Annotated in this window: 11 protein-coding genes; 6 read left to right on the top strand and 5 right to left on the bottom strand. The window is 67.2% G+C overall.

Annotated elements, in window-relative coordinates:
* The first annotated feature begins 1 nt into the window (after position 1).
* Complete coding sequence (locus KB874_RS23250) at positions 2-1,330, top strand: sensor histidine kinase (protein WP_212534704.1); 1,329 nt, start codon at positions 2-4, stop codon at positions 1,328-1,330.
* A 13-nt stretch (positions 1,331-1,343) separates the two neighbouring features.
* Here KB874_RS23250 and KB874_RS01170 read toward each other — a convergent pair whose 3' ends face one another.
* From KB874_RS01170 to KB874_RS01160, 3 genes are read right to left on the bottom strand one after another with little or no spacing between them, the layout of a single operon-like run.
* Entirely contained in the window at positions 1,344-1,820 is a 477-nt protein-coding gene (locus KB874_RS01170; protein WP_212534703.1) for a hypothetical protein, read from the bottom strand.
* Positions 1,817-2,596, bottom strand: a complete 780-nt coding sequence (locus KB874_RS01165) for a DsbA family protein (RefSeq protein WP_212534702.1) — start codon at positions 2,594-2,596, stop codon at positions 1,817-1,819. The genes KB874_RS01170 and KB874_RS01165 overlap by 4 nt, the downstream gene beginning before the upstream one ends.
* 35 nt (positions 2,597-2,631) lie before the next feature.
* Positions 2,632-3,945 carry a M48 family metalloprotease gene (locus KB874_RS01160; RefSeq protein WP_212534701.1) on the bottom strand — a complete coding sequence of 438 codons (1,314 nt, stop codon included), beginning with the start codon at positions 3,943-3,945 and terminating at the stop codon, positions 2,632-2,634.
* 54 nt (positions 3,946-3,999) lie between these two features.
* Between KB874_RS01160 and KB874_RS01155 the strand changes: the two genes are divergently transcribed.
* The 5 genes from KB874_RS01155 to prfB all read left to right on the top strand — a co-directional run bounded on the left by KB874_RS01155 (position 4,000) and on the right by prfB (position 11,088).
* Positions 4,000-5,154 (top strand): pyridoxal phosphate-dependent aminotransferase, encoded by a 1,155-nt coding sequence (locus KB874_RS01155; protein ID WP_212534700.1) that lies wholly within the window; start codon positions 4,000-4,002, stop codon positions 5,152-5,154.
* 97 nt (positions 5,155-5,251) lie between these two features.
* A complete protein-coding gene (locus KB874_RS01150) occupies positions 5,252-6,457 on the top strand; it encodes an N-acetylmuramoyl-L-alanine amidase (protein WP_212534699.1) in 1,206 nt (401 codons plus the stop codon).
* Positions 6,458-6,680: 223 nt separating this feature from the next.
* The gene (locus KB874_RS23085) at positions 6,681-6,803 is read left to right on the top strand and encodes a hypothetical protein (RefSeq protein ID WP_283053290.1); all 123 of its coding nucleotides are present in this window, start codon (positions 6,681-6,683) and stop codon (positions 6,801-6,803) included.
* A gap of 505 nt (positions 6,804-7,308) precedes the next feature.
* Positions 7,309-9,840: a penicillin-binding protein 1A gene (locus tag KB874_RS01145; protein WP_212534698.1), complete on the top strand. Its 2,532-nt coding sequence runs from the start codon at positions 7,309-7,311 to the stop codon at positions 9,838-9,840.
* A 123-nt stretch (positions 9,841-9,963) separates the two neighbouring features.
* Positions 9,964-11,088 (top strand): peptide chain release factor 2, encoded by a 1,125-nt coding sequence (prfB, locus tag KB874_RS01140; RefSeq protein WP_212534697.1) that lies wholly within the window; start codon positions 9,964-9,966, stop codon positions 11,086-11,088.
* Positions 11,089-11,091: 3 nt separating this feature from the next.
* Here prfB and KB874_RS01135 read toward each other — a convergent pair whose 3' ends face one another.
* Together KB874_RS01135 and KB874_RS01130 are read right to left on the bottom strand one after the other, a co-directional pair.
* On the bottom strand, positions 11,092-11,742 hold the full coding sequence (locus KB874_RS01135; protein ID WP_212534696.1) for a hypothetical protein: 651 nt from the start codon (positions 11,740-11,742) through the stop codon (positions 11,092-11,094).
* A gap of 12 nt (positions 11,743-11,754) precedes the next feature.
* Positions 11,755-13,155, bottom strand: a complete 1,401-nt coding sequence (locus KB874_RS01130; protein WP_212534695.1) for a selenium-binding protein SBP56-related protein — start codon at positions 13,153-13,155, stop codon at positions 11,755-11,757.
* Positions 13,156-13,279: the final 124 nt, after the last annotated feature.

Genomic DNA, 13,279 nt, shown 5'->3' with positions numbered 1-13,279 from the left:
CGTGGAAGGGCAGAGGTCATATCGGCATGACCTGGCCCGCAGCCCGCCGGGCGGCCTTGGTGGTCCGACGAGCGGTGGCGACCGGACCTTTGACCTGTCCACCATAAAGACCGTCGACAGTGTCCACGTGACGGCCTTTCTGCTGCGGCTTCCGCTGATGCTGGGCGGCGGCGCGCTGATCGCGCGGGTGCTGGACGACTGGACGATCTTCTTGCTTGCCGCGCTGTCCGCCGCGATCTCGGTGCTGCACGCGTTGCTCTTGCGGGCCTTGCCGGACCGGGTGGGCCAGCGCCTCTTTGTTCTTGTCCTGGCCAGTTCGGTGCTCGACTCGCTGGGCTATGTCGCCCTCGGTCTCTATCTCTGGATGCAGCCCGATGCATCGATGATGCTGCTGTCCAGCGTTGTGATGGCCGCAACGATGCTCAACACGGTCAGCCTGCGCGTCGGCGACGTGGCGACGATGCGCGTCGAGGTGAGTTGCGTGATGCTGGGCATTGCGCTGCGCGTCGGCTGGAGCCTGTTGGCCGACGCGGCGCAGCCCAGCGCAATCGCGGTGTCGGCCGGACTGGTGCTGGTATCGGTCTACTACCTTGCCGCGGTGAACCACGCCTTTCGCTACAGGGCGGTGGTCGTCGATGCCCGCGAGACCCAGATCGAGGCTGCCAAGCTGACTGCCCTCGGTCGCCTGACAGGCGGAATAGCGCATGATTTCAACAATATGCTGACCGCAGTTCTCGGTAATCTCGAACTCGCCCGGATGACGAAGGAGCCCGGCGAACAGGACAAGCTCATGTCCGAGGCCGAACGGTCGGCCCGTCGCGGCGCCCGGCTGACGCGCGAACTGCTGGCCTTGTCCGGGCGGTCCCACCTGGAAATCGCGCCGCGCCGCCCTGAGGGGCTCGTCGCCGCCGCCGTCGCTGTGCTGGACCTGCCCGAGGGGGCGCGCCATTCCACCCGCGTGATCGTCGCACCCGATCTGCCGGCGGTGCGGGCGGATGCCGCGCTTGTGGCCGAGGCGCTGGCCGGCCTGATGCGCAACGCCTGCGAGGCGATGCCCGACGGCGGAGAAATCGAGATATCGGCCCGCCTGTCCGACGCGCTGGACGCGCCCACCGTCACCTTCGGAGTTCGCGACCATGGCGGGGGGATCGCCCCCGACCTGCGGCCGCACCTGTTCGAGCCCTATTTCACGACCAAGCAGGTCGGCGCGGGCTCGGGCCTGGGCCTGCCGATGGCGCGGGGCGTGGCCGAGCAGTTGCAGGGCGGCATAGAGATCGAGTCGACCCCGGGCGAGGGCACCGAGGTCCTGATGCACTTGCCCGCGGCCTGACGCCCGGCGCGCCTCAGCGCCGCGCGCCGGTCAGGTATCCTTCGAGGACAAAAGCCGGAAAGGCGCCCCGGATCAGCCGGTCGGGCATGACATAGGCGGGCAGGATGTCCAGCGTCATCCGCGCCATCAGGCCGGCATCCGCCGGATCGGCGTCGACATCGATCAGGCTGGCACGCAGGTCCAGCTTTTGCACCAGCGCCTCAAGGTCCTGCCGAGCCGCGTCGCACTCGGCACAGTCGCGCCCGACGAACAGCGCGATCGCCGCAGCGCCGTCACCAGTGCCCAGCATCGGGCGATGTGCGCCGAACAGCGCCTCACGGTTGGCGGCGATCAGGGCAAGGTCACTGGCGGCCTCATCGGCATAGAGCCCCGTGGGCGCAGGCGGCGCGGCTAGGGCCCGCAGCCGGTCGCGCAGCGGGGTCGCGTCCTGCGCTGACAGGGGCAGGGCGGCGCCCAGCCCCAGCAACAGCGCCAAGGCGGTGCGCATCATCCGCCGGCGCGGACGTCCGCCACGATCTGCTGCATGATGTCGAGCGGCGCATAGCCCCGCACCATCTGGTCGCCGAAGACAAAGCTTGGCGTGCCCGAGATCTGCATCGACTGTGCCAGGGCGCGGGTCTCGGCGATGCGGCGGGTGACCTCGTCGCTGTCCATCTCGGCCATGATCGCGTCGGCATCGAGGCCCAGCGTCTCGGCCATGCGGCGCAGCGGGCCGTTGCCCGGGTTGCCCTCCATCGTGATCAGCGCGTCGTGGACGGCCTTGTAGGCGTCGTCGCCCGCCACGATCTGCGTCGCGATGGCAAAGCGGCTGGCCACGACCGAGGCCTCGCCCAGGATCGGGAATTCCTTGACGATCAGGCGGATGTCGCCGTCGCTGGCGATCAACTGCTCGACCTCGGGATGCGCCTTGCGGCAATAGCCGCACCGGTAGTCCATGAATTCGACGATGGTCACGTCGCCCTCGGGATTGCCACCCACCCAGGAGAAACCGTCATTCACTAGCGCGTCCATGTGCGCCTGCACCAGCGACACGTCTGCCTCGGCCTGCTGGGCCTGCTCGCGCTGTTCCAGGACGGCGACCGCCTCCATGATGACCTGCGGGTTGGCCAGCAGATACTCGCGCACCTGTGCGCCAAAGGCGTCCTTCTGCTCGGGTGTCATCGCGGACAGGTCGAGATCCTGCGCTGACGCGGCACCACAGGCGGTCATCAGGGCGAGGGCGGCGGCGGCACCGCGCAGGGCATGGATCGGGGTCTTGAATGGCATGTGTCGTCGTCTCCGGTGTTGTGTTCGGGTCAGCGCTACTTGGCGCGTTTGGCGGCTGATAGCACATCCTCGGCGCGCTGCCACGGGCCAGAGCCGCGCGGCAGCTGGTCGATGGCGCGTTTCGCGTGCAGTTCGGCGTCTTCCATGCGGCCTTGCAGCGCATAACGTTCCGCCGTCGCGACCGAGGCCATGCCGGGCTGGCCCAGCTTGGCATAGGCCACGGCGAGGTCGCGCAGCACCCGTGCGTCCGAGGCGTCGCGCCCGCGCGCGGCCTCGAGCGGTTGTAGCGCGGCCTTGAAGTCGCCCGCCGCCAGCATCGCGCGTCCGAGCCCGCCCAGGATCAGTGGCTCGCGCGGGGCGGTGCGGGCGGCCGCCTGGTAGACCTGCACCGCGGCGCCGAAATTGCGTGATTCCAGCAGGATCTGGCCCTTGAGTTCCATCAGGTAGGGATCGCCCTTGCGCAGGGCCAGCGCGCCGTCGATGGCCGCAATGGCCTTGCCGGTGGCGGAGTTGCGGTGATGCGCCACCGCCTGCCGCATCAAGGCTATGTCGCGGGACGCGCTGTCTTCGGCGCGGCGCAGTGTCCAGCTGGGCGCGCGCTTGAAGGCGGTCAGCTTGCCTCGCGCGCGGGCGAACCAGTATTCGGCGGTGGCGTTGGGCGGGGTCGCGGCCTGGCCCGCTGCCAGGCTCTCCAGCGCGCGCAGACGGTCGCGGGACAAGGGATGCGTGCGCGTGTAGGGGTCCTGCCGCTGCACCGAAAGCGATTCCTGCCCTGAAAAAAGGCGCTGCACCTGGATCGCGGCGCGCGGGTCGATGCCCGCGCGCACCAGGTAGCGCACCGACGAGAGGTCGGCGCTGCTTTCCTCGGCGCGGGTGTGCGACAGGAACAGCCGCATCGCCGAGCCCGCGCTGCCCGCCGCGATGGCCAGCGAGCCCTGGCCCGATCCCGATGCCGCCGCCGCCGCAGCCAGCACCATGCCCAGCCCTGCCGCGGTGCGCGCCGAGCGCATGTTGGCGATCCGGCGGCTGAGATGGCCGTTGGCGATATGGGCGGCCTCGTGCGCGATGACCGCCTGCAACTGCGCGGCGGTTTCCAGTTTCATCATCAGGCCAGAATGGATGAAGATATGGCTGGTATCGGCCACGAAGGCATTCAGCGAACTGTCGTCGATCAGAACGATCCGCGTGCCGCTGGCGGGCAGGCCCGCCGCCTGCAACACCGGCGCGGCAAGTTGCGACAGGGCGTATTCGATATCGGCGTCGCGCAGCAGCGTCGTGCCGGCGCGGACAGGCAGCGCCAGCACGGTCAGCATGGCCAGGGCCAGGGCGATCAGCCGGGGCAGGATCATTGACGCGGTCCCTCGTTCACTCGTAAGGCTCGGGCGCGAGTAGAGAGGCTGGGCATGAGAAATTCAAGGCGCGGGGCGGTCGATCCCTTTATCGTGATGGACGTGATGGAGGCCGCGCGGCAGGCCGAGGCAGCGGGGCGCCACGTCATCCACATGGAGGTGGGCCAACCCGGCACGCCGGCGCCCGCCGCCGCACGCGACGCGCTGGCGCGGGCCATGGCCGGTGATGCGCTGGGATACACCGTGGCGCTGGGGCTGCCGTCGCTGCGCGCCCGCATCGCGCGGCTATACGGCGAGTGGTACGGTGTCGACCTGAACCCAGAACGGGTGGTGGTCACGCCGGGATCGTCGGGCGGGTTCATCCTCGCCTTTGCGGCCTTCTTCGACGCGGGCGAGCGCGTGGCGCTGGGGGCGCCTGGCTATCCTTCGTACCGGCAGATCCTGCGGTCGATGAACCTCGAACCGGTCGAGGTGCAGAGCTCGGCGGAGAACCGCCTGCAACCTGTGCCCGCCGACCTCGAACCGCTGAACTGGCAGGGGCTGATGGTGGCCTCGCCGGCGAATCCCACCGGGACGATGCTGGATCGGGATGCCTTGGGCGCGCTGGTGGATTGTGCGCAGGCGCGCGGCGCGGCTTTTCTGTCGGACGAGATCTATCACGGCATCGAGTATGAGCGCCGGGCGGTCAGCGCTCTCGAGATCAGCGACGATGTCTGCGTCATCAACTCCTTCTCCAAGTATTTCTCGATGACCGGCTGGCGCGTCGGCTGGCTGGTGGTGCCCGAGGGTAGCCTGCGGCAGGTCGAGCGGCTCGCGCAGAACCTGTTCATCTGCCCGCCGCATGCCAGCCAGGTCGCGGCGTTGGCCGCGCTGGACGCGACCGACGAACTGGAGGCCAACAAGGCGGTCTACGCCAGGAACCGCGCGCTGATGCTGGAGGGGCTGCCGCAGGCAGGCTTTGACCGGATCGCGCCGCCCGACGGCGCTTTCTACGTCTATGCCGATGTCAGCCACCTGACCGAGGACAGCCGCGCCTTTGCCCGCGCCATCCTGGATGAGGCCGGTGTCGCGGTGACGCCGGGCCTGGATTTCGACCCGGTGCGCGGGGCGGGCACGCTGCGCTTTTCCTATGCCCGCAGCACGGCGGATATCGAGGAAGGTCTGTCTCGGCTGCGGCGCTTCATGGTCGCTCGGGGGCTGGCCGGGTGAAACCCCGCCTTTCGGAGCGTGGCGCGGATCGTGGTCGCGGGTGCGAATCCGCCGCAAGGCTGATAGTCTGGGCCAAAAGAACAGCCGGGCAGGGCGGATGAGCAGGATTCTTCTTTTGGTGGCGGGCCTTTGGCTGTCTGCCGGGGCGGCGCTGGCGCAGGATGCGGCCGGGCTTGCGCGCTTCGTCGCGGGCGCGGTGCAGGATGCGGAGGGCGGCGCCGAATTGCGTCTCGACCTCAGCCAGGGCGTGCCGTGGCGGGCCTACACGCTGGCCGATCCCTGGCGGCTGGTCCTGGATTTCCGCGAAGTCGACTGGACCGGGGCAGAGCCCGACGCGCTGGACGCCTCGGCGCGGGTCTCCGAGCTGCGGATGGGTCCGCTCCAGCCCGGCTGGTCGCGGCTGGTGGCGCTGCTGGACCGGCCCGCCGCGATCGGCACGGCGGCGCTGCGCGTCGATGGCGACGGCGGCACGGCGCGGCTGGAACTGACCCTGCGCGATATGGAAGAAGAGGCGGCCCGCGCCGCCGCCGGCGCGCCGCCCGATCCGCGATTCGACCTGCCCGCGCCGCGGGCGCGCCGCGCCGCGCCGGACGGGTCCGGTCTGCTGATGGTCGTGCTGGACCCCGGTCATGGCGGCATCGATCCCGGCGCGCAGCGCGGCGGCGTGGACGAGGCCGACCTCGTGCTGCAATTCGCCCGCGAACTGCGCGACGAACTGCGCCGCACCGGGCGCTACGAGGTCGTCCTGACGCGCGAGACCGATGTCTTTGTCTCGCTCGAGGCGCGGGTGGCGGCGGCCCATGACGCGGGCGCCGACCTGTTCCTGTCGCTGCATGCGGACGCGATCGAGGAGGGCATTGCGCATGGTTCCAGTGTCTATACCCTTTCCGAGGACGCCTCGGACGAGGCGGATGCCGCTCTGGCCGAACGGCATGACCGCGACGACCTGCTGTCGGGGCTGGACCTGTCAGGGGCGGACGACCGGGTGGCACGGGTGCTGATGGACCTCGCCCGGCTGGACAACGGCCCACGCAGTGCGGCGTTGGCTGGGCACCTTGTGGCGGGGATCAAGGGCGCGCTGGGTCACGTGCATCGCCGGCCGCTGCGTCAGGCGGATTTCTCGGTGCTCAAGTCCGCCGACATCCCTTCGGTCCTGGTGGAACTCGGCTTCCTGTCGACCGAGCGCGATCTGAAGAACCTTCAGGACCCGGCGTGGCGCGCGGGTATGGCCGCCGGTATCCGCGACGGGATCGAGGCGTGGGCGCTGGAGGATGCCGCGCTGTCGCGGCTGCGGCGCCAATGAGCGGGTGCGCCGCCCGACGCGGCCAGAGCCTGTGACACACATGGCACGCTTGCGTGCCGTCTCGGGCCTCGAAACCCGATCTGCCTTCAGCGAGGCAAGGTATTTCTTTCTTGAAAGCGCGGTAAGGCATTGAGCGCAGAGCGTTTTGGTCGCCTGCGCGCAGCTGAAGGCACGCAAGGTCAAGAGAGGCGGAGGACAGATAGCGAAGATGGTCGGGGGTGCGATGGCGTCGCTGGCAGTGCTGTCCGGTTGTGAGATATTCCTCGGCGAACGTGAAAAGCGCGCGGTATTCATGGAGACGCACCCGGGCAACCCGAAGATGGTGATCCGGTTCGAACCGCATTAGTTTCTCGGGGACGTGCGGGTTCGAAGTCGGTTGATCTGACCCCGGAAGACAGCTTTGCTCTGGAGCGGTTGACCGAGAATTATAGGATGCGGGTAACGCCGGTCGAGGCTCCATCCCTCCAGTCTGCACGGGTCAAGATCGCGTCCGTCGTTAAAATTGATGCACCTGCCGCATCTTAAGGGACATCACTCGGTGACGATCACCTGGCCGGACCGAAGCCGATGGCCACGGGTGTGCCTGGTGCGCTCGGCACCCCGGTCGCAGTCACCGCGGCATCCGACATCGACTGGGCCTGTCGCCGGTTCACCCCTGTGGATCGGTGCCGGATCACGCCTGGTTCTTATGACAAGGCATCGTCCCGCATCCGCGCTAACCAAGGGCGGGTAATGCCGTATCGGTCCATGCTTGAGAATCGGCGAACTCGCGCCCCCGTGTTCGTTGTGGTGTTTCGGGCGCCGCGCGGTTGCATTATAGTCCTCCGGACCGAACGGCTTGGGACTTATCCGTGACTCGCTTCATCTTTTCCTTCTTCGGCGCGATCTTCAGCGTCATCACGATGGGTCTGTTCATGGTCGCTCTGACCATCGGCGCCGTGTTCTGGATGTATGGCCGTGACCTTCCCAGCCATGAAAGCCTGGCACAATACACGCCGCCGACGATCAGCCGGATCTATTCGACCGAAGGGCAGGTGATCGACGAGTTCGCCAAGGAACGCCGCCTGTTCACTCCGGCGGACCAAATCCCCGACCTGGTCAAGCAGGCCTTCATCAGCGCCGAGGACAAGAATTTCTATGTCCACCAGGGTTATGATCCCCGCGGCATCGCGGCGGCGGTGGTCGATGCGGTGCGCTCGCGCGGGCGCGATGTGCGCGGCGCCTCGACCATCACGCAGCAGGTGATGAAGAACTTCCTGCTATCGGGCGACCGACAGGCCGAGCGCAAGATCAAGGAAATCATCCTGGCCGCCCGCGTCGAAGGCGCGCTGAGCAAGGAAAAGATCCTTGAACTGTATCTCAACGAGATCTTCCTGGGTCAGAACGCCTATGGCGTGACCGCCGCGGCGCAGGTCTATTTCAACAAGAGCCTCGGCGAGCTTGCCCCGCACGAGGCGGCCTTCCTGGCCTCGCTGCCCAAGGCGCCCTCGGATTACCACCCGGTCCGCCAGAAAGACCGGCTGCTGCAACGGCGCGACTTCGTGCTGAAGGAGATGTTCGAGAACGGCTATCTCAGCCGGGCCGTCTATGAGGCCGAGGTGGCGCAGCCGCTGCGCTCTGTCCAGAATGGCGATTTCGACCCTTACCAGAAGGCGCTGCCGCCGCGCGACTATTTCACCGACGAGATCCGCCGCCAGCTGAGCCGCGATTTCGGTGAGGAGCAGTTCTTTTCCGGCGGCTACAGCGTGCGCGCCACGCTGGATCCTGACATGCAGACCGTCGCGGCGCAGTCTCTGCAGCGCGCGCTGGAGGATTTCGACCGCGGCTTTGGCCGCTGGCGCGGCACGGGCAAGACCATCCCGCTGGACACGCTGGCCAGCGAAGCGGCCTGGCGCGGGGCCCTTGCCGAGACACGGGTCGCCCGGGACATCGACCTCGACAGCCACTGGCATGTGGCAGTGGTGCGCGCGGTGCGCGAGAACGAGCTGGAGATCGGCATCGAGGACATCGCCCTGGACGATCCCCGGGGCACGAGCGTGCCGCGCGCCGACACGAGCTGGTTCAAGGGCAGCCTGACCGAGAATTTCGAACCCGGCGATGTGGTGCATGTGCGCGAATACACCGAGGGCGGGCAATTCGTGCGCTGGACTCTACGGCAGGTGCCGCGGGTGCAGGGCGGCTTCATGGCGATGGACGTCAACACCGGCCGCGTGATTGCCATGCAGGGCGGGTTCTCCTACCAGGACTCGGTCTTCAACCGCGCGACGCAGGCGCTGCGCCAGCCTGGCTCGAGCTTCAAGCCCTTCGTCTATGCTGCGGCGCTGGACAGCGGCTATTCCCCCGCGACCATCGTCGTCGACGCGCCGATCGAGATCGACACGCCGCAGGGCGTCTGGCGGCCCAAGAACGCATCGAACAAGTTCTACGGCCCGACGCCGCTGCGGACAGGGGTCGAGCAGTCGCGCAACCTGATGACGATCCGCCTCGCACAGGAGGTCGGCATGGATATCGTTGCCTCCTACGCGGAAAAGTTCGGCGTCTACGACAACATGGGCCGGGTGCTGGCCAACGCGCTGGGGTCGGACGAGACGACGCTTTACCAGATGGTCGCGGCCTACGCGATGTTCGCCAATGGCGGCGAGCGGGTGGAACCCACGCTGATCGACCGCGTGCAGGACCGTTACGGCAATACGATCTACAGCCATGACGCGGCGGCGGGAAACCGGCGCGTCTGCGTCGATTGCGCCGACCCGCTCCTTCCGGCTGACCGCTCGCCGCGCATCGTGAACGAGCGCGAGCGGGTGATGAACGCCGTGACCGCCTACCAGCTGACCTCGATGCTGCAAGGCGTTGTCGAGCGCGGCACCGCGGCGCGCACCGTGAACCTGCCGGTGCCGACGGCGGGCAAGACCGGCACGACCAACGACTCCAAGGACGTGTGGTTCGTGGGCTTCACCTCGAACATCGTGGCGGGCTGCTACATCGGCTTCGACACGCCAAGCAGCCTGGGCAGCGGCGCCTCGGGCGGGGGGCTGTGCGGTCCGGTGTTCCAGCGCTTCATGGAAGAGGCAGTGGCAAAATATGGCGGCGGCGCGTTCAAGGTGCCCGAGGCCTGCCAGTTCATCAACATCGACCGCTTCACCGGCGCACGTCTGAGCGATGGCGCCAGCGGCGACAACGTTGTGGCCGAGTGTTTCCGCGAGGGCGAGGAGCCGATCTTCGGCATCCAGTTCGACGGCGGCTTTGCCATGACGGGCAATTTCGACATCATCCGTCCCGACGGCACGACCGAGGCGCGGCAGGTCACCACCTCGACCGGGCGCACCGGCGTGGTGGGGCCGAAGGCGGGCTTCGGCTCGCTCTCCTCGGGCGGTCTCTACTGAGCGACAGGGCGGGTGAACGCCCGTCCGGCGGCCCGGGGACCGACCCCGGGCCGCTTGCCATCTTGCCCCACCGTCCGGCCATTGCTATGACCCCGGTCCTGAGGTCCCTAGACAGGAAAACCCATGCGTGCCGAAGTCCAGAACAACGTCGACAAGATCGAGAAATCGCTGGAACTGCTGAAGCAGCGCCTGGGCTGGGAAACCGCGCAGCACCGGCTTGAGGAGTTCAACGCCCGCGTCGAGGACCCCAAGCTGTGGGACGATCCCGAGGCCGCGCAAAAGCTGATGCGCGACCGTCAGGGTCTGGTCGACGCGCTGGAAGCCTACAACAGCATCCGGCAGGAGTTGAAGGACCAGGTCGAACTGATCGAACTGGGCGAGATGGAGGACGACAAGGAGATCGTCGCGGACGCCGAGCGCGCTATCGGGGCGCTGGTCGAGACCGCCGCCAAGAAGGAACTCGAGGCGCTGCTCAACGGTGAGACCGACGGCAATGACGCCTTTCTGGAAATCAAGGCCGGTGCCGGCGGGACCGAGGCCTGCGACTGGGCGCAGATGCTGGCGCGGATGTATGTCCGCTGGGCGGAAAAGCGCGGCTTCGAGGTCGAGTTGCAGGAAGAACAGGCAGGCGCCGAGGCGGGCATCAAGTCGGCCACCTACCAGATCAAGGGATCGAACGCCTATGGCTGGCTGAAATCGGAATCCGGCACGCACCGGCTGGTGCGGATTTCGCCCTTTGGCAAGGGCACACGCGAGACATCCTTTGCGGCCGTTGGCGCCTACCCGGTGATCGACGACAATATCGAGGTTGTGGTCAACCCGGCTGATATCCGCATCGACACGTTCCGGTCCTCCGGCGCGGGCGGACAGCACGTGAACACCACCGACTCGGCGGTGCGGATCACCCACATTCCCACGGGCATCGTCGTGACAAGCTCGGAAAAGTCCCAGCACCAGAACCGCGACATGTGCATGAAGGCGCTGAAGTCGCGCCTGTACCAGCTGGAGCTTGACCGCCGCAATGCCGAGGTGAACGCCCTGCACGAGGCCAAGGGCGATGCCGGCTGGGGCAACCAGATCCGGTCCTACGTGCTGCAACCCTACCAGATGGTGAAGGACCTGCGCACGCAGCACGAGACCGCCGATACGCAGGGCGTTCTCGACGGCGATCTCGACCCCTTCATGGAAGCCACGCTGGCCATGCAGGTGGCCGGCAAGAGCCGCGCCGATGCCCGCGCCGAGGACTGAGCCTCAGACCAGGACGAGGATCGAGACCACCCCGACCAGGACCAGGCTGATGGCCCAGACACGATCCAGGTTGAACCAGGCCTGCGACAGGAACCGCAGGCCCAGCCAGCGATAGACGCCATAGGCCAGCGCCGCACCTGCCACGGTCTGGGCGGCGGTATGCGTCAGAGCGACCAGCGCGGCTATCCCGGCGGTGCCCGCCATCAGCGACTGCGCCGCGGCATGGCCGGCGTCGGTCTCTACGGTCCGGCAGATGCCGAGGTAGATCGGCACCAGCATCAGCCCCGCGCCATGCGCCGTCGCCGCAAGAAACGACCACAGCACCAGCTGCGTGGGCCGCACGCGCGCCAGAAAGCGCGGATGCCGCGTGTTGACCAGCAGGTAAAGCCCCAGCGCGATGACCAGAAGCGCCGCGCCAAGCTGGATCTCCCATTGCCAGGCCGCCAGCAAGGTCAGGGCCGAGAAGGGGAACAGGATCGCCGCCATGGCCAGCAGGTGCCCGGCCGCCAGCGCCGTCAGCGCCCGCCACAGCCCGGCCTGCCGCCGTTCCATCAGCGCGGCCGAAACAGCCAGCGGCCAGCCCATGCCCGGGTTCAGCCCGTGATACAACCCCGATGCGACGACGGCCCACCACAGGGCCGTCGCGCTCGTCATGCTTTCCAAGGCTCAGACGGAGGGATAGCAGAAACTGTCGGTCGAGCAGTCGCCGCCCTCCAGGCGGATCTGGTGGCTGCGATAACCTTTCGGGAAGTCGACCCAGAAATCCTCGGCCAGGGTCAGCCCGCCGTTCTCGCCCGCGTTGGCCATCACCATCGCCGCCCCGCGCTCGCCCGGATAGAACTGGTCGTCCCAGGTGGAATAGAGCGAATTGGTCCAGTAGACGCGCTTGCCGTCGCGGCTGATCTCGACCATCTGCGGGCCATAGCCGAAGGTCTTGCCATTGGGATGCTTCGTCTTCTTCACGATGCCGCCGATCTCGACCTTGCCGGCGAGTGTCGGGTTCATCGGGTCCGACACGTCGTATTGATGCATCTCGCCGGTGCCCCAGCAGGCCACGTAAAGGAACCGGTCGTCGAGGCTGAGGTCGATATCCGTTACCAGCGGCGGCACCGCGCCGAAGCCCTTGAGAAGGTCGGGCAGGTCGGCCGGATCGGCTGGTTGCGGGTCGATTGTGATGACTTTCTTGGCCTCGAAAGTGCCGTCGTCCTTCTGCCACCAGGTAAAGATCGCGCCTTGCAGGTTGGTGGTGTCCACCACCACGCCGCAGAACCCGTAATCCTTTGCCGGATCATGTGCGGGCCGGATTTCCAGCGCCATCTGGTGGTTGGCGCCCAGGTCGATGGTCTGCACGTTCTTGCGCTGGCGCAGGTTCCAGAAGTGGATCGAATGGCCATACTTGTTGGACAGTAGGTCCTCGGCGACGATGCCGTTCTCGAATTGCGGCGGCAGGCCCCATTCCGACGACACCATGTAGTCGCGCGGCAGGTTCCACCAGAAGTCATAGTGCTTGTCCTGCTTGCCGCGGTCCATCTCGTAGCGGCCGAGGATCTCGAAGGTCTCGCAATCCATGATGAAGATGCCCGGAGGCCCGTCGGTACCGTCCGCGCCACCGCCGCCCAGCGTGCTGACATAGATCCCTTCGGGGCCGCAATGGATGGTATGCGGCCGCGAGTAGCCGGTCTTGGCAAAGACCTCCTCGGGCTCGATGATCTTGTGGATTTTCGCCTTCAGCGGTTCCTTCACGTCGATGATGTAGATCCGCGACGAGCGGATGCCGGGAATGATCAGGTAGCGGCGTTCCAGGAAGGCATGCCCAGACAGCGGCGACAGCGACGACGAACAGGCGTTCCAGCCGAAATGGTGAAACTCGTCGCCGGTGTTCGGCATGATGACCTGATGGACGATCTGGCCATAGGTCTTCGAGCCGGGGTCGACGTCCACCACGGCCAGCCCGTCCGGCTGCGACCCATCGGGGCTGAGCATCAGCGTGAAGGCCAGCGTTTCCGGAGGCGCCTGCATCGCCAGTTTCGGTGTCGCGTGAAATGTCGGATCAGGTCGCAGAGTCATGAAAAGTCCTCCCAATAAACGCAGGCCGCTCTTCATGAAGGTCGCGGACCCAGGCGGCGCGATACCGCACGGTGCCACAGTGGACAGAGTCGATCAACGCCGGCACACGAAATCGCTGCATGAC

The organism is Thetidibacter halocola (assembly GCF_018224955.1).
GTDB lineage: Bacteria > Pseudomonadota > Alphaproteobacteria > Rhodobacterales > Rhodobacteraceae > Thetidibacter > Thetidibacter halocola.
The sequence above is the reverse complement of the archived record's forward strand: the minus strand, read 5'-3'. Positions and strand labels throughout refer to the sequence as shown.

Excerpts from the sequence above, each read along its gene's own strand:
- KB874_RS01170 (WP_212534703.1), bottom strand. The coding sequence starts at position 1,820 with ATGATGCGCACCGCCTTGGCGCTGTTGCTGGGGCTGGGCGCCGCCCTG.
- KB874_RS01165 (WP_212534702.1), bottom strand. The coding sequence starts at position 2,596 with ATGCCATTCAAGACCCCGATCCATGCCCTGCGCGGTGCCGCCGCCGCC.
- KB874_RS01160 (WP_212534701.1), bottom strand. The coding sequence starts at position 3,945 with ATGATCCTGCCCCGGCTGATCGCCCTGGCCCTGGCCATGCTGACCGTG.
- KB874_RS01155 (WP_212534700.1), top strand. The coding sequence starts at position 4,000 with ATGAGAAATTCAAGGCGCGGGGCGGTCGATCCCTTTATCGTGATGGAC.
- KB874_RS01150 (WP_212534699.1), top strand. The coding sequence starts at position 5,252 with ATGAGCAGGATTCTTCTTTTGGTGGCGGGCCTTTGGCTGTCTGCCGGG.
- KB874_RS23085 (WP_283053290.1), top strand. The coding sequence starts at position 6,681 with ATGGCGTCGCTGGCAGTGCTGTCCGGTTGTGAGATATTCCTCGGCGAA.
- prfB (WP_212534697.1), top strand. The coding sequence starts at position 9,964 with ATGCGTGCCGAAGTCCAGAACAACGTCGACAAGATCGAGAAATCGCTG.
- KB874_RS01135 (WP_212534696.1), bottom strand. The coding sequence starts at position 11,742 with ATGACGAGCGCGACGGCCCTGTGGTGGGCCGTCGTCGCATCGGGGTTG.
- KB874_RS01130 (WP_212534695.1), bottom strand. The coding sequence starts at position 13,155 with ATGACTCTGCGACCTGATCCGACATTTCACGCGACACCGAAACTGGCG.